The 18042-nt window shown below is 67.5% G+C and carries 18 protein-coding genes; 6 read left to right on the forward strand and 12 right to left on the reverse strand.

Features of this window, described 5'->3' with window-relative positions; all coding sequences use genetic code 11:
* Nucleotides 1–49: 49 nt before the first annotated feature.
* Nucleotides 50–1318 (forward strand): hypothetical protein, encoded by a 1269-nt coding sequence (locus tag ACWEFV_RS17925; RefSeq protein ID WP_450071129.1) that lies wholly within the window; start codon nt 50–52, stop codon nt 1316–1318.
* Here ACWEFV_RS17925 and ACWEFV_RS17930 read toward each other — a convergent pair.
* The 3 genes from ACWEFV_RS17930 to purL are packed head-to-tail and all read right to left on the reverse strand — an operon-like array spanning nt 1239 to nt 5907.
* Nucleotides 1239–1889 carry an Rv0804 family intramembrane glutamic endopeptidase gene (locus tag ACWEFV_RS17930; protein WP_450071130.1) on the reverse strand — a complete coding sequence of 217 codons (651 nt, stop codon included), beginning with the start codon at nt 1887–1889 and terminating at the stop codon, nt 1239–1241. The two genes, ACWEFV_RS17925 and ACWEFV_RS17930, sit on opposite strands and share 80 nt — an antisense overlap.
* Nucleotides 1889–3616, reverse strand: coding sequence for an alpha/beta hydrolase (locus ACWEFV_RS17935; RefSeq protein WP_450071131.1), 1728 nt, complete (start codon nt 3614–3616; stop codon nt 1889–1891). The genes ACWEFV_RS17930 and ACWEFV_RS17935 overlap by 1 nt, the downstream gene beginning before the upstream one ends.
* Complete coding sequence (purL, locus tag ACWEFV_RS17940) at nt 3613–5907, reverse strand: phosphoribosylformylglycinamidine synthase subunit PurL (RefSeq protein ID WP_167858079.1); 2295 nt, start codon at nt 5905–5907, stop codon at nt 3613–3615. The genes ACWEFV_RS17935 and purL overlap by 4 nt, the downstream gene beginning before the upstream one ends.
* 114 nt (nt 5908–6021) lie before the next feature.
* Between purL and ACWEFV_RS17945 the strand changes: the two genes are divergently transcribed.
* Nucleotides 6022–7002, forward strand: coding sequence for a hypothetical protein (locus ACWEFV_RS17945; RefSeq protein WP_450071132.1), 981 nt, complete (start codon nt 6022–6024; stop codon nt 7000–7002).
* Between the two features lie 21 nt (nt 7003–7023).
* On the opposite strand, the gene ACWEFV_RS17950 is transcribed toward ACWEFV_RS17945, so the two are convergent.
* Both ACWEFV_RS17950 and ACWEFV_RS17955 read right to left on the reverse strand, forming a co-directional pair.
* Nucleotides 7024–7371, reverse strand: a complete 348-nt coding sequence (locus ACWEFV_RS17950) for a VOC family protein (protein WP_450071133.1) — start codon at nt 7369–7371, stop codon at nt 7024–7026.
* Nucleotides 7372–7386: 15 nt separating this feature from the next.
* Nucleotides 7387–8649, reverse strand: coding sequence for a M18 family aminopeptidase (locus ACWEFV_RS17955; protein ID WP_450071134.1), 1263 nt, complete (start codon nt 8647–8649; stop codon nt 7387–7389).
* 50 nt (nt 8650–8699) lie between these two features.
* Between ACWEFV_RS17955 and ACWEFV_RS17960 the strand changes: the two genes are divergently transcribed.
* The 3 genes from ACWEFV_RS17960 to ACWEFV_RS17970 are packed head-to-tail and all read left to right on the forward strand — an operon-like array spanning nt 8700 to nt 12051.
* Nucleotides 8700–9710 (forward strand): Dyp-type peroxidase, encoded by a 1011-nt coding sequence (locus tag ACWEFV_RS17960; protein ID WP_450071135.1) that lies wholly within the window; start codon nt 8700–8702, stop codon nt 9708–9710.
* Nucleotides 9707–10504 (forward strand): family 1 encapsulin nanocompartment shell protein, encoded by a 798-nt coding sequence (locus ACWEFV_RS17965; protein ID WP_135452481.1) that lies wholly within the window; start codon nt 9707–9709, stop codon nt 10502–10504. Before ACWEFV_RS17960 ends, ACWEFV_RS17965 begins: the two co-directional genes overlap by 4 nt.
* A 2-nt stretch (nt 10505–10506) precedes the next feature.
* Nucleotides 10507–12051 carry an outer membrane protein assembly factor BamB family protein gene (locus ACWEFV_RS17970; RefSeq protein WP_450071136.1) on the forward strand — a complete coding sequence of 515 codons (1545 nt, stop codon included), beginning with the start codon at nt 10507–10509 and terminating at the stop codon, nt 12049–12051.
* A gap of 157 nt (nt 12052–12208) precedes the next feature.
* Here ACWEFV_RS17970 and purQ read toward each other — a convergent pair whose 3' ends face one another.
* Genes purQ through ACWEFV_RS17985 form a run of 3 tightly spaced genes read right to left on the reverse strand, consistent with a single transcriptional unit; the run spans nt 12209 to nt 13765 of the window.
* Nucleotides 12209–12883, reverse strand: a complete 675-nt coding sequence (purQ, locus tag ACWEFV_RS17975; RefSeq protein ID WP_039325285.1) for a phosphoribosylformylglycinamidine synthase subunit PurQ — start codon at nt 12881–12883, stop codon at nt 12209–12211.
* Nucleotides 12880–13119, reverse strand: coding sequence for a phosphoribosylformylglycinamidine synthase subunit PurS (gene purS / locus ACWEFV_RS17980; protein ID WP_075919398.1), 240 nt, complete (start codon nt 13117–13119; stop codon nt 12880–12882). The genes purQ and purS overlap by 4 nt, the downstream gene beginning before the upstream one ends.
* A gap of 10 nt (nt 13120–13129) precedes the next feature.
* Nucleotides 13130–13765, reverse strand: a complete 636-nt coding sequence (locus ACWEFV_RS17985) for an ATPase (RefSeq protein ID WP_135452476.1) — start codon at nt 13763–13765, stop codon at nt 13130–13132.
* 46 nt (nt 13766–13811) lie between these two features.
* Between ACWEFV_RS17985 and ACWEFV_RS17990 the strand changes: the two genes are divergently transcribed.
* The gene (locus ACWEFV_RS17990; protein ID WP_450071137.1) at nt 13812–14450 is read left to right on the forward strand and encodes an MBL fold metallo-hydrolase; all 639 of its coding nucleotides are present in this window, start codon (nt 13812–13814) and stop codon (nt 14448–14450) included.
* Between the two features lie 27 nt (nt 14451–14477).
* Here the strand turns inward: ACWEFV_RS17990 and ACWEFV_RS17995 are convergent, their stop codons facing one another.
* The 4 genes from ACWEFV_RS17995 to ACWEFV_RS18010 form a co-directional block, all read right to left on the reverse strand.
* Complete coding sequence (locus ACWEFV_RS17995; protein WP_450071138.1) at nt 14478–16121, reverse strand: FAD-binding dehydrogenase; 1644 nt, start codon at nt 16119–16121, stop codon at nt 14478–14480.
* A gap of 21 nt (nt 16122–16142) precedes the next feature.
* On the reverse strand, nt 16143–16847 hold the full coding sequence (locus ACWEFV_RS18000) for a DUF2334 domain-containing protein (protein WP_450071139.1): 705 nt from the start codon (nt 16845–16847) through the stop codon (nt 16143–16145).
* 80 nt (nt 16848–16927) lie between these two features.
* Nucleotides 16928–17416, reverse strand: coding sequence for a glutathione peroxidase (locus ACWEFV_RS18005; RefSeq protein ID WP_135452467.1), 489 nt, complete (start codon nt 17414–17416; stop codon nt 16928–16930).
* A 10-nt stretch (nt 17417–17426) separates the two neighbouring features.
* Nucleotides 17427–17981 (reverse strand): TetR/AcrR family transcriptional regulator, encoded by a 555-nt coding sequence (locus ACWEFV_RS18010; RefSeq protein WP_450071140.1) that lies wholly within the window; start codon nt 17979–17981, stop codon nt 17427–17429.
* Between the last annotated feature and the right edge of the window lie 61 nt (nt 17982–18042).

Consider the following 18042-nt stretch of genomic DNA (forward strand, 5'->3'; position numbering starts at 1 on the left):
CGCGAAAAGGGGATTTGTGAACGCGTCGCCGATACAAGAAGTCTGATCGATGCCTAAACGCGCAGTACCGGCGAGTCCGGAGCCATCCGCAGCCTGGCCCCCTGCGCTTCCCGCGTGGCGGGCCGTCGGCCTGTCGCTCGGACCGATCGGTGCCGCGGTCTTCAACGGGGTGGCCGGCCTGTGTGCCGCGGCCATCGCCGCCGTGTTGGTTTTCGCGTTCGCCCGGCTGCACCACAATGCGCCACAGTCGGTCTCGACGGGTGATCTGGTCGCCTCCACCGTGGGTCCCGCCGCCGGACGGTTCACCAGCCTCGTCCAACTGGCGGCCTACGCGTTGCTGGGCGTGGGTGCCGCGCTCACGCTCGCCCTGCAGCCGTTGACCGGGGCGCCTGACCTGGAGACCGCGCTGGCCGGCTGGTGGTGGCCCGGCTGGTCGGTGGCGGTGGTGGTCATCGCCGGCGCGGTGGTGGCCTACCTGCCCACCCGTGCGGTGGGTGCGACGGCTGCCGCGCTGGCCGGCGCGGGCCTGCTGGTGTTTCTCTACCTGGCGCTGGCGATCATGGCCCGGGTCGCATCAGGTACCCCTCCGATGCAGATCGGCGGGCCCACGCCCGTCGATTCTGTCCTGCTGGTGACGGCGGCCGCCATTCCGCTCGGCCTGGGGCTGGTGGGATTCGAGGCCGCAACCGTGGTCAGCGGCCGCCTGGTGTCGGTCGCGCGCCCGGTGGGCGCTGCGGTGGGGATCACGGCGCTGGGCACAGTCGCCCTACTGCTGGCCGTCAACATCGGCGCGACGGGCGGGTTCCACCCGACCGCCGTGAACCTCTCGCTGATCGTCTCCCAGTTCTTTGCAGACGCCGGGTACTACTGGTTCACCGCCGGGGCGTTGTGCCTGGGGTCGGCGGCGCTGCTGGCCCTGACGTGGGCGGCCACCCGGGTCGCGGGACGGTTGTTCGGTTCCGGTCCGGAAGTCGCGATCCTGGTTCCCGCGGTGATGTGTGTCCTGGCTGTGGCGTTCAGCCGGTTTCAGGGGCATATCGGCCGACTGCAGATGGTCGTCCCGGCCCTGCTCCTTCTGGTTGTCTATGTGCTTGTCACGGAGGCCAATTCACGTATCGAGGGTTCCGCGGCGGCGCAGCAGGCGCCCCGCGTGATCCTGACCGTGGTGGTGGTCTGTGTGGTGTTGATCCCCCTGCGGGTCACCAGTTTTGCGTTACCCACGTTGTGGCCGCTGGCCGCTACGGCTGCGATCCTCGCGCTGGCAGGGTTCTTGGCACGGCTTGGTAGGCCAGTGCGGCCAGTGCCCCCGCCTCGTTGATCGCCAGGTGCGCCAGCATCGGCGCGGCCAGGCTCGAAGAGCGCTGCGCAAGCCAGCCGAACACCCATCCGGCGATGCCGGTGGCCACGACCGTCGGGATCACGGGTTGCCCTGCGGCACGGGCGTCGGCGATGTGTGACAGCCCGAAAGCGGTGGCCTGCAACACCTGACCACCCGTCGGGCCGAATGCCTCGGCACCGACCTTGCCCAGCGCGCCGCGGAAGCCGGCCTCCTCCGGCCAGACGGTCCCCAGCGGAATCCGCAGCGCCAGCCATCTGCCCGGAGCTACGGGCAGAACCTTTCGGCGCATCCCGGTGCGGACCACCGGCACTGTCGAGGTCGCCGCCACACCCGCGCTCACCGCGGTCGCGGCGGCCGCTCCCAGTCGTAGACCCGACCACACCGCCGGGGGCCGAAAGCCCGGGCGGGCACCCGTTCCGACCATCAGTACGCTGCCCAGTGCCGCCCGCACCAGCGGCTGCCACCGGGCCGGCAACCGGGGATCGACCAGACCGTTCCATGCGACCAGGCCCACAGCCAGCGCCACTGCGCGAATCCGGCTGGCCGGCATCAGTATTCGGGTCCGTTGTTGGCCTCGGCCTTCTCCAGAGCCACCCGGATTCGCTCCGTGTCCTCCGGTGTCCACCCCTCCGGTGGCGCCACCGCCGCCCAGCCGTCGAGCACCGATTCGCCGTAGTTGTGCCCGTGTCCGGCCGGGACGCTCGACGCGTTGGTGATGTCGGCGGCCACCTGCCAGAACGTGATGATCGGGTACCAGCGCATCGAGGCGGTACGGTCCGTCCCTGGCGGTTCGACCAGCCAATCCGGTTCGGAGAACAGCAGATCCGTCGACCACCAGATGATCGGGTCCGACGGGTGCTGCAGGAACAGAACCCGGGTGCCCTCCCACGGAGCACCGGTGTCCTCGGCGATCTCGGCGGCGTTCGCGGCCTCGGAGAACCGCACGGTGCGGCCGTTGTCATAGCTGGGTCGCGCTTGCGGGGTGCCCGGGTCGCGGCGCGCGGTCAGGCCGCGCCACAGCGGGCTGGCATTGGGCGGGCCCACCCACAGCACCGAGGAGAAGCCCATCCGCGAGATGTCGGGGAGCCAGCTGAATGCGCCCTGCCCGCCCATCGACCCCAGGCTCTCCCCGTAGAGCACCAGCTGGGGGCGGTGATCGGGTGGCAGCTGCGCCCAGCGCGCTTGGATCGCGTCGATCATCAGCCGTCCGGTTTTCATGGACTTCTCCCGGTCCCCCATGAACGAAATCCAGCTCGGCAGATAGGAATACTGCATGCCGACCATCGCGGTGTCGCCGTTGTACATCAGCTCCAGCGCGCGGGCGGCCACCGGATTCACCCAACCGGTGCCGGTGGTGGGGACGATGACCAACAACTTGCGGTCGAAGGCATGGGTGCGCTCAAGCTCGCTGAGCAGCACCGCAATTCGCTGGTCTTCGGTCTCGGCGGTGTGCAGCCCGGCGTACACCCGGATGGGTTCGCGGGCCGGAGCGCCGTTGACCTTTTCGAGCTCGGCGGCACGCGGGCCGGTCGCCACGAAGTTGCGCCCCTGAAAGCCCAGGGAGTCCCACGGCGCGAATGAGTCTGGGCTGCCTGATCTTTCAGGTTCGACCGGCCTGCTGATGCCCTCACGGGTGGTGGAGTTCTGCGGCTGGAACACCCGGCTGGCGCCCGCCAGGAACCCGCGGTAGAGCACGCCGTTGACGAGCGTGACGACCAGGACCACCACGATTGCGGTCCCGATGAACTGGGCCACCTCCCGGTGCAGATGCCAGCGCCGGATGAACCACCTGGCCAGCAGTCGCACGATATCGCGGAGCAACCGTGCCGTGGCGATCAGCGCCGCGCCCACCGCGACGGCGATGATCAGGGTGCGCAGATAGCCGAGCGTGGCCGGACCTTCCATGCCCATCAACGCCGAGACCTGCCGTTGCCAGGCCGCCGCGGGAATCAGCATCAGCACTCCGGCCGTGGCCGCACCGGCCACGACGAGCGCCTTCAGCCAGTACAACGTCCGCTTCGACGGTGGCCACCAGGCGCGGTTGCGTAACACGAAGCGGTACAGCGCTTTTCCCAGCAGAACCCCGATGCCGTAGCCGATCGCGGCGTTGATACCGCCGATCAGCCCGGCGAACAACCAGTCGCGCGGCAGCAGCGACGGGGTCAGCGAGAGACAGAAGAACAGGGCTCCGACGGCAATGCCGACGAAGTCCAGTCGCACCAGGCTCCAGGCCCAGTGCAGCAGAGGATGACGTTCGTTGAGGGCTTTCGCCGTCACCCGAACAGCCCGGGCAGCACGCCCTCAGACGTACTCCGTAGCTCCGCGAGGGTGATGCTGAACTGTCCCTGGACCTCGATCGAGGGCTCGCCGCCTTCGGGGCCCTGGTCGACGACGCCAACCCGGGTCACCGGCAGGTCCCTGGCCTCACACATCGACCGGAACCGGCTCTCCTCGGTGCGCGGCACGGCCACGAGCACCCGGCCCGCGGACTCGGAGAACAGGAACACGAACGGATCGATGCCCGCCGGGAGATCCTCCGGAAGGATGACCCGGCAACCGGTTTCACCGGTCAGCGCGGCCTCCACCACGGCCTGGATCAGCCCGCCCTCGGACAGGTCGTGCGCCGCCGAGATCAGGCCGTCACGCGATGCCGCGGTCAGCACCTCGGCCAGCAGCTTCTCGCGGGCCAGGTCCACCTTCGGCGGAACGCCGCCCAGGTGATCGCCGGTGACCTGGGCCCAGACCGACCCGTCGAACTCGTCGTGGGTATCGCCGAGCAGCAGCAGCGTCTCGCCCGGTTCGGTGCCGAGGCCGGTCGGGATGCGTCGCTTCACGTCGTCGATCACGCCGAGCACACCCACCACCGGGGTCGGCAGGATCGCCGTGGAACCGGTCTGGTTGTAGAAGCTGACGTTGCCGCCGGTGACCGGGATGCCAAGGGCGGCGCAGCCGTCGGCCAGCCCGCGGACGGCCTGGCTGAACTGCCACATCACACCCGGATCCTCGGGGGACCCGAAGTTGAGGCAGTTGGTCACCGCCACCGGGGTGGCCCCGGTGACCGCGACATTGCGGTAGGCCTCGGCCAGGGCCAACTGCGCGCCCGTGTACGGGTCGAGTTGGGTGTAGCGGCCCGAGGCGTCGGTGGAGACGGCGATGCCGCGGCCGGTGTTCTCGTCGATGCGCAGCACACCGCCATCGGCATTCTCGGCCAGCACGGTGTTGCCGCGAACGTAGCGGTCGTACTGCTCGGTGATGAACGCCCGGCTGCACAGGTGCGGGCTGCCGATCAGCGCCAGCAGGGTGGCCTTGAGCTCATCGCCGGTCTTGGGCCGGGGCAGTTTGGCCGAGGTGTCGGCGACCAGGGCATCCTGGGTGTCGGGACGGGCCACCGGGCGCTGGTAGACCGGGCCCTCGTGGGCCACGGTGCGCGGCGGGACGTCGACCACGGTTTCGCCGTGCCAGGTGATCTCCAGCCGGTCCCCGTCGGTGACCTCACCGATCACGGTGGCCAGCACTTCCCACTTGCGGCACACCGCCATGAACGCCTCGACGTTCTCCGGCGTCACCACGGCACACATGCGTTCCTGGGACTCGCTGGAGAGCACCTCGGCCGGGGTCATGTCCTTGGCCCGCAGCGGCACCTGATCCAGCTCGATGCGCATGCCACCGTCACCGGCAGACGCGAGTTCAGAGGTGGCACAGGACAATCCGGCACCGCCGAGGTCCTGGATGCCGACCACGAGGCCGGCCGAGTACAGCTCGAGGCAACACTCGATGAGCACCTTCTCGGTGAACGGGTCGCCCACCTGGACACTCGGCAGCTTCTTGCGGCCCGCGCCGCTCTCGTCGCCGCTGAAGGTGTCCGACGCCAGCACCGAGACACCGCCGATGCCGTCCAGGCCGGTGCGCGCGCCGAACAGGATGATCTTGTTGCCGGTGCCCGAGGCGAAGGCCAGGTGCAGGTCTTCCTTGCGCAGGGCACCCACGCACAGCGCGTTGACCAGCGGGTTGCCCGCGTACGACGGGTCGAAGATCGTCTCGCCGCCGATGTTGGGCAGGCCCAGCGAGTTGCCGTAGCCGCCGACACCGCGAACCACACCGTCGAGCACACGGCGGGTGTCCGGTGCATCGGCCGCGCCGAACCGCAGCTGGTCCATGACCGCCACGGGCCGGGCGCCCATCGCCATGATGTCGCGGACGATGCCGCCGACGCCGGTGGCCGCGCCCTGATAGGGCTCGACATAGGACGGGTGGTTGTGGGACTCGACCTTGAAGGTGACGGCCCAGCCGTCACCGATGTCGACGACGCCGGCGTTCTCACCGATGCCGGCCAGCATGCCGGCGCGCATCTCCTCGGTGGTGGTCTCACCGAAGTAGCGCAGGTGCACCTTCGAGGACTTGTAGGAGCAGTGTTCGCTCCACATCACCGAGTACATGGCCAGCTCGGCGTCGGTGGGGCGGCGACCCAGGATCTCGCGAATCCGCTCGTACTCGTCGTCCTTGAGGCCGAGTTCGCGGTACGGCTGGGGCTGATCGGGGGTGGCGGCTGCCCGCTGCACCGTATCCATAGCGTGGGTGAGCTCAGACGTCACGCCCAAGAGTCTATCGTTGCCGATCTCGCACGTCCGACCCGCGATTGCTGAGTGCGCCTGCGCCCGCCCGCGCGGCGGCATACTCAGCGGGTGCGCAAGCTCGGGGCCAAGGGCCGTCTCGTCATTCTCGGCGCCTTGCTGGTAGCAGGCGTAACCGGTTGCGATTTCGGGGGCTCACGTGCGGCCGACGCCATCGACAAGGTGCTGAAGAGTCAACCCGGCGTTACGTCTGTCACACATACGGTCTCGAGCAACGACGGATTCGGGGTCCGCACCGCCAGCTTCGACGTCTACGTCAGGGCCGATGCCACCGCCGACCAACTCTCGGCGCTCGGCCGCACGTTCACCGACCAGATCAACGGATCGAGGGTGTACGACGACAAGGGAGCCAGCATGAACGTGAGACGTTCAGCGCAATCCTTCCCGGCCCAAACGGGCTCGACAATGTACGTCGAGGTCGCCCCGTCGAAGACCACCCCGGAACCGCCGTGGCAGGACTGGCTGAAACTGTCGCAGGGCGACTACGCCTACGAAATCGTCGGGTCAGCATCCCCCGACGGCGCCTGGCAACCGGCACGCACCAGTCTGACGGTGACCCTGCGCAGTCTCGACCATCGGGATGACCCGCTCAGCGCTTCGGAGTTCGCGGCCTCGGTCCGGAGGCTGATCACGGACTTCCCGGACTCGACCGCGGACTGGAGCATCTTCGATGCGAGCACCAACCATGCACCGAGCATCCGTTCCGGCCATGGACTTCCCGACCGGGAGCAACTGGCGCTGTGGGAGGCACTCGATCAGCTGGCACCCACCAAAGGCGGATTCGATCTGAAGCCGCCCCGCTTTTCCATCGAAGACGTGCCGACCGGTCCTGATGGGGATCGCGTTCTGATCGACCAGCTACAGCTCGTCAAGAATTCGGGGCTACCGATGGTCTACGAAGTCGAGGACGCGCAGATCACCGTCCGGCCCGGGGGTTGTTCGGAGGGCGCCCGGGAACCGCAGCCGCGGACGCCACCGATCACGGACCTTCAGACCAGGCTGCGCGCCCAATTCGAGAGCTGCCCGCCGTGAGCCCCACCACCGGGCTCGGCGCTATGAGCCCGCGATACAGAACGCATTGCCCTCCGGGTCGGCCAGTACGACCCAGTTGAACTCCGGGCCAAAACTGTGCCGCCCGGTTTCGGTTGCGCCCAGACCCACGAGCCTGGCCACCTCGGCTTCGGCGTCGGGTGCGGTGAAGTCGAGGTGGATGCGGTTCTTGCCCGGCGTCGGATCGGGAACCTTCTGAAATCCCAGCCGCGGCCCGTCGGGACGTATCAACACCACGAATTCGCCTGGGGCAAAGACATTTACCTCCCCACCGACGGCTTGGGCCCACCACCGGGCCAGCGCGTCGGGATCGGTGCAGTCGACTGTGATCATCTCCACGGACAGCGTCATGGCGCCGACCCTAGATCAGGCGGGTGACAAGAACGCTCGCAACGCCGCCGAGTAGGCCGCTACGTCCCGAGCTCCCATGAACTCACGGGCGGAATGCATGGCCAACTGCGCTGCGCCGACATCGACAGTGGGGATCCCGGTGCGCGCCGAGGTCATCGGTCCGATGGTCGACCCGCACGGGAGATCGGCGCGGTGCTCGTAGCGCTGCAGCGGCACCCCGGCCTGATCGCAGGCCAGCGCGAACGCCGCCGCGGTGCGGCCGTCGGTGGCGTAGCGCAGGTTCGGCTGCACCTTGAGCACGGGACCGGCATTGACCTCGATCAGGTGCCCGGGCTCGTGACGGTCCGGGTAGTTCGGATGCGTCGCGTGCGCCATGTCCCCGGAAGCCACCATCGATCCGGCCGCCCGGCGCAGGAAGTCCTCCCGAGTACCGCCGGCGGCGAGCACGATGCGCTCCAGCACGGTCGGCAACAGCTCGGACTGGGCACCATGATCAGAGGTCGAGCCGACCTCCTCGTGGTCGAACAGCGCCAGCACCGGCACATACGAGTCCGCGCCCGCGGCCAGGAACGCCTCCAGACCCGCGTAGCAGGTGGCCTGGTTGTCCAGCCGCGGCGCGCTGACGAACTCCCCCTCGGCGCCGGTGATCGCCGACGGCGTCAGGTCGTGGGTCATCAGGTCGAAGCCCAACACGTCGCCTTCTGTGCTCCCGGCCCGCTCGGCGACGAATCCGATGAAGGATCGCGGCCGCTCCCCCAGGCCCCACACCGCGTTGACGTGCCGCTGTGGATCGGGGCTGACGCCCTTGCGGTCCTCGGACAGGTGGATGGCGAGCTGGGGCACCCGCAGGATCGGATCGTCGATCCGGACCAAGCGGTGTTCGATGCGGTTGCCGTCCCGGACCGAGAGCCGGCCGCTGATCCCGAGGTCGCGGTCCAGCCACGAGTTCAGCCAGGCCCCGCCGTAGGGCTGCAGCGCGACCACCTGCCAACCGGCGACGACGCGATCAGGGTGCTGCTTGACCCGGAGGTTGGGGCTATCCGTGTGACCGCCGACCACCCGGAACGGCGCGGCCGGGTCGGTCCCCTCGGTATTCCAGGCCACCAGCGATCCTGCCCGCACCGTGAAGAACTTTCCCGCGGTGGCAGGCCAGCTGTCGGTTTCGGCCAGCTCGGTGTATCCCGCGTCGCGCAATCGTCGCGCCGCGGTGGCGCATACGTGGAACGGAGTCGGAGATGCGTCGATGAACTCGCACAGGCCCTGGGCGCTAGCTGGCATCTTTTCATCTTGACCGGCGAACCCCCCTCAGGTGTCGGTAGGGTCGGTTTGTGCCCGTTCCGATCCCGCAGCCGGTGCTGAAACCTCTCACGCGGGCGGCCATCTTCCTGGTGCTGACGATCGAGGACGGTGGCCAGCAAGCCGTTCACGACGTGCTTCCCGACATATCAGGCATCGTCCGCTCCATCTGGTTCCGTGATCCGGCCAAAGAGCTGTCGCTGGTGGCCGGCATCGGTTCGGCTGCCTGGGACCGGTTGTTCGCCGGTCCGCGTCCGGCCGACCTCCATCCGTTCATCGCTCTGGACGGCGGCCGTCACCGCGCCCCGTCGACGCCGGGCGACGTGTTGTTGCACATCCGCGCCGAGTCCATGGACGTGTGTTTCGAGTTGGCCGACCGGATGCTGCAGGAGTTCGGCAGTGCCGTCACGGTCGTCGACGAGGTGCACGGATTCCAGTACTTCGACAACCGCGATCTGCTCGGCTTCGTCGACGGCACGGAGAACCCCAACGGGTCCACCGCGGCGGCCGCCGTTCAGATCGGCACCGAGGACCCTGAGTTCGCCGGGGCCAGTTACGTGCACATCCAGAAGTACGTGCATGCGATGACGGACTGGCGCTCGCTGTCGGTGGAAGAACAGCAGCGCGTGATCGGCCGCACCAAGCTCGACGACATCGAGATGCCCGACGACACCAAGCCTTCCAACTCCCACATCGCGCTGAACGTCATCACCGACGAAGACGGCAACGAGCTGAAGATCGTGCGGCGCAACATGCCGTTCGGTGAACTCGGCAGCAGCGAGTTCGGCACGTACTACATCGGATACTGCGCGGACCCGGCCATCACCGAACGCATGCTGACCAACATGTTCATCGGCGATCCACCCGGCAACACCGACCGGATCCTGGATTTCTCCACGGCCGTGACCGGCTGCATGTTCTTTGTGCCCACCATCGATTTTCTCGATGATCCACCGCCGCTTCCGGTTCCGGTCGAAGAACCCGCGACAGCCAAGCAAGACACCTCCCTGGCGATCGGCAGCCTGAAAGGAACCCCGCAATGAACAACCTGTACCGCGAGCTTGCCCCGATCACCGAGTCCGCCTGGGCCGAGATCGAACTCGAGGCCAGCCGAACCTTCAAGCGTCACATCGCCGGGCGGCGCGTGGTCGACGTCAGCGAGCCCGGCGGCCCGGTTACCGCGGCGATCAGCACGGGACACCTGCTCGACGTGAAGCCGCCCGGGGACGGCGTGGTCGCCCACCTGCGCGACTCCAAGCCGCTGGTGCGGCTGCGGGTGCCGTTCACGGTGTCGCGCAACGCGATTGACGACGTCGAGCGCGGCGCCCAGGATTCCGATTGGGATCCGGTCAAGGAGGCCGCCAAGAAGCTGGCGTTCGTCGAGGACCGGGCGATCTTCGAGGGCTACCCGGCGGCCTCGATCGAAGGCATCCGCAGCTCAAGCTCCAACCCCGCGCTGGCGCTGCCCGACGACGCCCGCGAGATTCCCGACGTGATCGCCCAGGCCCTTTCCGAGCTGCGACTGGCCGGTGTCGACGGGCCGTACTCGGTGCTGCTCTCGGCGGCCATCTACACCAAGGTCAGCGAGACCACCGCGCATGGGTATCCGATCCGCGAGCACCTGAGCCGGCTGGTCGACGGGGAGATCATCTGGGCGCCCGCGATCGACGGCGCGTTCGTATTGTCGACCCGCGGTGGGGATTTCGACCTGCAGCTGGGCACCGACGTCTCGATCGGCTACCTGTCCCACGATGCGGAGAGCGTGCAGCTGTACCTGCAGGAGACCCTGACGTTCCTGGCCTACACCGCCGAGGCCTCGGTCGCGTTGACGGCATAACTGTGACGTTCCCACCGCAGGGCTTCCCGCCACCGGGAAGCCCCAACCCGTGGCCCAACCACGATCCGTTCGGCCCGGGTTCTTCAGCCAATTTCCCGTCAGCGGGCAATGATCCGTTCGGGCCGGGTCAACCCGTGGGTTGGCCCAACCAGGTACCGTTGCCCGCCGCAACACCGCCAGGGGGTAAGAACAACAAGACACTGCTGATCCTGCTGACGGTCGTGGCAGTGCTCATCGTGTCAGTTGGCACCGGCGCCATGCTGTGGAGGCTGAACTCCGGGGAGAACGAACCCGCGGCGGACGCCGCCCCACAAACCACGTCACCTACCGCCGCCACCACGCAGCCAAAAGTCACCCCGACGACGGCCGAAGCGCCACCCGGTAGCCTGCGTCCGCCCCGGGACATAACGTTGTCGTCTCTTGAACGTGCACCCGGTGCTCCGATGTGGACGTATGGAGCAGGCAGCCCGGCTCACCACGCCGGTGGAAATTCGAACACGGTCGTCGTCAAATCCGACCGAGGAATTATCGCCCTCGACGCCTCAACAGGGGCGCCGCGTTGGCCGCAGCCCTTCATACCGCCAGGCATGAAGCTAGACGATGTTCTCGTTCAGTGTGTGATCGAGTCAGCCGAATCAACCGTCGCCTGCGCTATCGAGGACTTCAAAACCCAGGACGTTGGATTTGTCCTATTCGCCGACCTACAGTCCGGGGCGCAGAAGGGGTACTTGGAACTCGGCACCCGACCTCGCGATATACAAGCGGCAGGCAACAGCTTCGTTGTAGCAACCTGGGCCGACGATCTCATCGGCTATGACGCCGACGGAACGGTCTCGTGGCGCGACACCGGCTTCCCAGCCGCCATCTACGGCGACCAACGAGTGATTGTCATGAGCGACGGACGCGCACTGGATGCCAACACCGGTCGTGTGTTGGCCCGGGTCAAGACCAAGGTGCCGGACAGCATCGCCTTCGCCGCTGGTTTCGCCATTCGGAATGGGCGAGACATCGAGTTCTATGACTTTTCCGGAAACAAGACATGGACGATGTCAGACTCCGATTTCAAGCCGGTGAAGCAGAAGACGACGAGAGTGACTCCGAACAACTCCACGGGCTTCTACCATCCGATCTTCTACAACACCTCCAAAATGAAAGCTATAGACGGAATTTCGCACGAGGAGTTGTGGACTGCGAACATGGGGTACAACCCGGCACAAGTCATCAGGGGACTTGGTTCAGCGGAGACATGCAGCGCCTTCGCGCTCAGAAAGAACAACATCGGCATGTCGCTCCAACGCTGCGATACTCAGGGCGACGACTTCATCGACATTCAGCCGAGTCTCGAAAATGACGACGTGGGGCCGCAGGAGGATGTCGTGGGGTTTGACGGTAAGCGTGTCCTGCTCCACCACGACGAGACGTTGATCTGTGTCGATGCTGCCAATGGACAGGAACTGTGGACTGTCCCGAACGTTCGGAATGCACCCGTCTGGGTGGGTAAAGGACTCTATGTGGACGGGCGTGACGGTGTCGCGCGTCTGTATTGATCTCATACGGACCCGCCGGAACCTGACCCCCGGCCGCGGGTGAGAAGGCCCAGGGAAACGGTTGCCAAGTCGCCCTCGAGTGCAGAGCGCAACGTCATCGGCGGCACAACACCGTGTTCAGTCCGTCGGAGCCGACGCACCAAATACGCCGCCCGGACTAGACGGAAAGAACCGCGTCCAGCGCGGAGTAGAACAATCCGAGCCCGTCATCGGACGGACCGGTCAACGCCTCGGTGGCGTGTTCGGGGTGCGGCATCAAGCCGACGACGCGGCGGTTGGCCGAGCACACGCCCGCGATGCCGCGCATCGAGCCGTTGAGGTTTTCGCGGTAGCGGAAGACCACACGGTCCTCGCCCTCGAGCTCGTCGAGCACCGCCTCGGAGGCGACGTAACGGCCTTCACCCGACTTGAGCGGGATCAGCAGGTCGGCCCCGGCGTCATAGCGGGTCGTCCAGGCCGTGGTGTTGGAGGCGACCTCCAGCCACACGTCGCGGCAGATGAAATGCAGGCCGGCATTGCGGGTCAGCGCGCCCGGCAGCAGCCCGGCCTCACACAGCACCTGGAAGCCGTTGCAGATGCCCAGCACGGGCATGCCCCTGCCGGCAGCTTCCACGACCGAACCCATCACCGGGGCGAACTTCGCGATGGCCCCGCAGCGCAGGTAGTCCCCGTAGGAGAATCCGCCGGGCACGACGACCGCGTCGACGCCCTTCAGGTCGGCGTCTGCGTGCCACAGGCTGACCGCCTCGGCCCCGGCCAGCCGGACAGCTCGGGCCGCGTCGACGTCGTCGAGCGTCCCAGGGAAGGTGATCACCCCGACACGGGTGGTCACGCGTCCTCCCGGCTCACCGAGAAGTCCTCGATAACGGTATTGGCCAGCAGAGATTCGGCGATCTCGGCCAGGGTTTCGTCCGCTACGGAGTCGTCGACTTCGAGCTCGAAACGCTTGCCCTGACGGACGTCCGAGATACCACCATGTCCGAGCCGACCAAGTGCCCCGACGATCGCCTGACCCTGCGGGTCGAGGATCTCCGCCTTCGGCATGACGTGCACAACCACCTTTGCCACGGCGCACACTCTACCGGCACGACCCTATGTAGGCCGTGCACAGTGGGTCGGCCAGCGCATCCAGCACCCGGTCGTCCGCTGGGGCCGACCATGCGACCTGTGGCGGCGTGCTCGACCACATGGCCAACTCGACCACCGTGCTGTTGGCCGGATCGGCGAGCAGGTACTGGTGTAGGACCCTCCCGCCGTCGCGGCTCACCACTGCCGCCAGCCGTCCGGTCCGCTCGGTGGTGATCGACGGCGGGTTCCCCGGGCAGGTGCGCAACGCGGCAGTGGCGCCCTGCACGACCGCCAGCGCCGTCTGACCGCCCTGCCACGTCTCCCCGCGCCAATGGAGGACCTGCACGCGTAGTTGCCAGTGCCCCTCGGGCCGCCCGACCTCCGACCGCGCCGCCACGGCGTACCCGCGCGGGTCGCCTGGTATCGGAGGCAACGCGCATTCCTCCTCGAAGCGGAAGCGCGGTACCACCGCGGTCACGGCCAACCCGGCCAGCCCGGGCCACTGGTACTCACGGTCCAACGGGATCTTCGACGTGTCCACCCAAGCCGAATCGGGGATGCGGTCACACAGCGGCGGGCAATCGGCGCTGGGCTCCGACCAAGCCGAAGGGGGCGCTGCGGCCAGCCCGCAGAGCCCGATCGACATCGCCACGATCACCCGCCACAACCCCACCGAGCGCCACAATATAGGGATGCAACTCACGCATTTCGGACATTCGTGCCTACTGGCCAGCATTTCGGACACCACCGTGCTGTTCGACCCGGGCAACTTCTCGCACGGTTTCGAAGGCATAACCGGTCTGTCGGCCATCTTGATCACCCACCAGCACCTCGACCACGCCGATACCGCGAGGTTGCCCGCGCTGATCGCTGCCAACCCGCAGGCGGCGCTGTATGCCGATCCGCAGACTGCCGCCCAGTTGGGTGAGCCGTGGCAGGCAGTGCATCCCGGCGACGAGTTCCGGGTCGGCTCACTCAACGTGCGCGGGACCGGCGGCAAACATGCCGTGATCCACCCGGAAATCCCTGTGATCGACAACATTTCGTACCTGCTGGGCGACAACGAACATCCGGCCCGGCTCATGCATCCCGGTGACGCCCTGTTCGTCCCCGGCGAACCGGTCGACGTGCTGGCCACCCCGGCGGCCGCCCCGTGGATGAAAATTTCAGAGGCCGTGGACTTCCTACGCGCGGTGGCGCCGGCGCGGGCGGTGCCGATCCATCAGGGCATCATCGAGCCGAACGCGCGCGGGATCTATTACGGGCGGCTGGCGGAGATGACGAGCACCGAATTCCAGGTTCTCACCGAGGAAAACGGTACTGAATTCTGATTTCACGGCTCAGCCGTGGTGTCCGACTCAGGCGATGTCGCCGGCCGCACCCCGCCCGGCTGCTCGGCCGGAGAAGATGCAGCCGCCCAGGAAGGTGCCCTCCAGCGACCGGTAGCCGTGCACCCCGCCCCCGCCGAATCCGGCAGCCTCACCCGCGGCGTACAGGCCGGCGAACGCGGTGCCGTCTTCCTTGAGCACCCGGGAGTCCAGGTCGGTTTCCAACCCGCCCAGGGACTTTCGGGTCAGGATGTGGAGTTTGACGGCGATCATCGGGCCCGCCTTCGGGTCGGTGAGCCGGTGCGGGGCGACGACGCGGCTGAACCGGTCACCGAGGTAGCTGCGGGCCGCCCGGATCGCGGTGACCTGTCCGTCCTTGGTGAATCTGTTGACCACCTCGCGGTCTCGCGCGGTCACCTCGGCCGCCACCGCGGCGTAGTCGAGTTCGAGTACATCCGGCACGTCGTTCATCGCGGCCACCAATTCACGCAGCGAACGCGCGCTGACGAAGTCAACACCGCGGTCGACGAACGCCTGCACCGGGGCCGGCGCACCGGGCTTCACCCGCGCCAGGACGTCACGCACGCTGCGCGACGTGAGATCGGGGTTCTGTTCCTGGCCGGACAACGCGAACTCCTTGGCGATGATCCGCGCATCGAGGATGAACCACGTGTAGTCCTGCCCGGTACGGCAGATGTGTTCGAGCGTGCCCAGGGTGTCGAAACCGGGATACAGCGGCCCGGGCAGCCGTTTTCCGTTGGCGTCCAACCACAATGACGACGGTCCGGGCAGGATGCGGATGCCGTGGTCGGGCCAGATCGGATCGTAGTTGGTGATGCCTTCGGTGTAGTGCCACATCCGGTCGCTGTTGATGACGTGCGCACCGGCGGCCTCGGAGATGCCGATCATCCGACCGTCTACGTGTGCAGGAACACCGCTGAGCAGTTGCTCGGGCACCCGGCCCATGCGCTCCGGCCAGTTCTTGCGTACGAGGTCGTGGTTGCCGCCGATCCCGCCGCTGGCGACGATCACCGCAGATGCGCGGAACTCGAAGTCGCCGACCACGTTTCGTGACGACGGTGCGCCCCGAGGCGCGTCGGAGGGCTCCAGCACCGCACCCCGGACCCCGACGACGGCACCCTCGGAGACGATGAGTTCATCGACACGGTGACGGTGCGCAAATCGCACCCGGGGCTCCCCCACCAACCGGCGGGCGAAGACGTCGACGATCGCCGGCCCGGTCCCCCACGTGATGTGGAAACGCGGCACCGAATTGCCGTGGCCCAGCGCCCCGTAACCGCCCCGCTCGGCCCACCCGACCAAGGGGAAGATCTGCAGACCGCGGGCCCGCAACCAACTGCGTTTCTCGCCGGCCGCGAAATCGACGTACGCGTGCGCCCACTCCCGTGGCCAGTGGTCCTCGGGCCGGTCGAAGCCCGCGGTGCCCAGCCAGTCCTGCAGGGCCAGCTCCTGGCTGTCGTGGATACCGAGCCTGCGCTGTTCGGGACTGTCGACGAAGAACAATCCGCCGAACGACCAGAATGCCTGCCCACCCAGGTTGGCGGCGTTCTCCTGATCCAGGATGAGCACGCGGTGCCCGCCCTCGGCCAGTTCACATGCGGCGACCAACCCGGCGAGACCCGCCCCCACGACAATGACATCGGCGTCTGCCATGAGACGCAAGACTAGCCCTAGTCAGGCGGCCTCGGTCAGGACCGAGAATCCTCGCCACTGGTAGACGGTGGGCACGCACCGGTGCAGCAAAGCCAGGTCGATCGCGTCGAGCATGGCCTGCCGGGGTCCGGGCCTGCGCAGGTGCCGCGCGGCAACCGCGACGCGCACCGTACCTTCGCGGCGCGCGGTGCGTTCAGCTGTGAGCACCACGGTGCGGCACCACCACGGCTCGGACAGAAATCCTTCTCCGATGCCCACCACCCGGGCCCGCGTCGTGGTCTGGCGGACGAGGTCGGTGATGCCGTTCAGATCAGCGAGCAAACGAAAGCCATTGCGCGGCAAGACGGTCACCGTGCCCTGCGAGACGGTCCAGCCGGGCGCGGCGAACAACCTGGTGCGCAGTCCCAGGTGTTCGAGCACCCGGTCGGCGCCCATCAACCTCAGGTTGGCCTCATGGGCGGGCAGCGAGGCGAACTCACCGCGGCGCTTCTTGGTCGCCGCCTCGTCGTACCCGTGCAGGACAACGGCGTCGCCGCCGCTGCGCCGTTGCGCCACCCATTCCACGGTGTCGGCATCGCGGTCCAACCGATAACCGCCCTTGAGCCGCGGCGCCACCATCAACGAGGCGGGAACGCCACGGGTGTCGAGCTCGGCACAGAACGATGCGACATCGGCCAGCGTTCGATCGCTGATCTGCGATATCGAGACGATGAGTTGTCCGGTCACGCCGCCAGTGTGGCAACGTCACATGTCGGGATGGTGTCGAACACTCTGACGCCGAATGTCCATTCGGCGAGACCCTTCGGTCAGGCCGGCAGGATGGCCTCGATGGCCGCGATCACCTCGGGCGCATCCGGCTCGGTGCGGGGCCGGAACCGGCCGGCCACCGCGCCGCCCGGGGCCAGCAGAAACTTCTCGAAGTTCCACTGGATGTCCCCGGCCTCTCCTGCCTCATCGGCGGCCTGGGTCAGCTCGGCGTAGAGCGGGTGGCGCTCGGCCCCGTTGACGTCGGTCTTGGCCAGCAACGGGAACGTCACGCCGTAGGTGTTCGTGCAAAACGCGTGGATCTCCTCGGCGCTGCCCGGCTCCTGGCCCATGAACTGGTTGCACGGCACGCCGACGACGGTCAGCCCACGCTCGGCGTAATCCTTGGCGAGCTTCTCCAGCGCGGTGTACTGCGGCGTCAGACCGCATTTGGAGGCCACGTTGACCACCAGGACTGCGCCGCTTGCCAACTCGGCCAACGTCGTCGGCTTGCCATCGAGGGTGGTCAGCGGGATGTTGTTGAGGCTCATCACTGGGACGCTACCGGACCTGATCATCGAACAAGATCGCGGCCAGACCCTCCACCTGGGCGATCGGATCGCCTGCGGTGTCTATCGCTTCGTTGAGCCACAACATCGAGAAACCATGCACCAGAGACCAGGCGGCCAGCGCGGCGCCGTCCGGGTCAGCGGCCGCCTTGGGGTCGGCCAGGGTGCCGACGCCGCGGTTCAGCTCCGCTCCTGCGGCCGACGCTGCGGCAACCAGTTCAGCGTCGGTGTCGTCGTAGAGCGATTTGTCGAACATCACCTCGTAGTGGCCGGGGTGGTCGAGGGCGAAGCACACATAGGCCTTGGCGGCGTCGATGAACTGTGGCCTGGCCTCGGTCAGCGCTGCAGCCAGGAGCTGAAACCCTTCGGTGGCCAGTGCGGTGAACAGCCCTCGCCGATCGGTGAAGTGGTGCGCGGGCGCCGCGTGTGAGACGCCTGCCGCGCGCGCGAGTTCGCGCAGCGAGATGCCGTCCGCGCCGCGCTCGGCCACCAGATCGGCGGCCTGAGCGAGGATCACGGCCCTGAGGTCACCGTGGTGATAGCCCATGCGAGCCATCCTAAACCCATATCTTGACAGCGCCTAGATTAGGCGTAGCGTGGCGATCTAG

The sequence above is a fragment of the Mycobacterium sp. NPDC004974 genome, from assembly GCF_053600815.1.

Coding starts and splice junctions, on each gene's coding strand:
- ACWEFV_RS17985 (WP_135452476.1), bottom strand. CDS start 13,765: ATGTCGATCGGGCTCTGCGGGCTGGCCGCAGCGCCCCCTTCGGCTTGG.
- ACWEFV_RS17955 (WP_450071134.1), bottom strand. CDS start 8,649: ATGCCAGCTAGCGCCCAGGGCCTGTGCGAGTTCATCGACGCATCTCCG.
- ACWEFV_RS17965 (WP_135452481.1), top strand. CDS start 9,707: ATGAACAACCTGTACCGCGAGCTTGCCCCGATCACCGAGTCCGCCTGG.
- ACWEFV_RS17995 (WP_450071138.1), bottom strand. CDS start 16,121: ATGGCAGACGCCGATGTCATTGTCGTGGGGGCGGGTCTCGCCGGGTTG.
- ACWEFV_RS17990 (WP_450071137.1), top strand. CDS start 13,812: ATGCAACTCACGCATTTCGGACATTCGTGCCTACTGGCCAGCATTTCG.
- ACWEFV_RS18010 (WP_450071140.1), bottom strand. CDS start 17,981: ATGGGCTATCACCACGGTGACCTCAGGGCCGTGATCCTCGCTCAGGCC.
- purL (WP_167858079.1), bottom strand. CDS start 5,907: ATGGATACGGTGCAGCGGGCAGCCGCCACCCCCGATCAGCCCCAGCCG.
- ACWEFV_RS17950 (WP_450071133.1), bottom strand. CDS start 7,371: ATGACGCTGTCCGTGGAGATGATCACAGTCGACTGCACCGATCCCGAC.
- ACWEFV_RS17925 (WP_450071129.1), top strand. CDS start 50: ATGCCTAAACGCGCAGTACCGGCGAGTCCGGAGCCATCCGCAGCCTGG.
- ACWEFV_RS18005 (WP_135452467.1), bottom strand. CDS start 17,416: ATGAGCCTCAACAACATCCCGCTGACCACCCTCGATGGCAAGCCGACG.
- ACWEFV_RS17930 (WP_450071130.1), bottom strand. CDS start 1,889: ATGCCGGCCAGCCGGATTCGCGCAGTGGCGCTGGCTGTGGGCCTGGTC.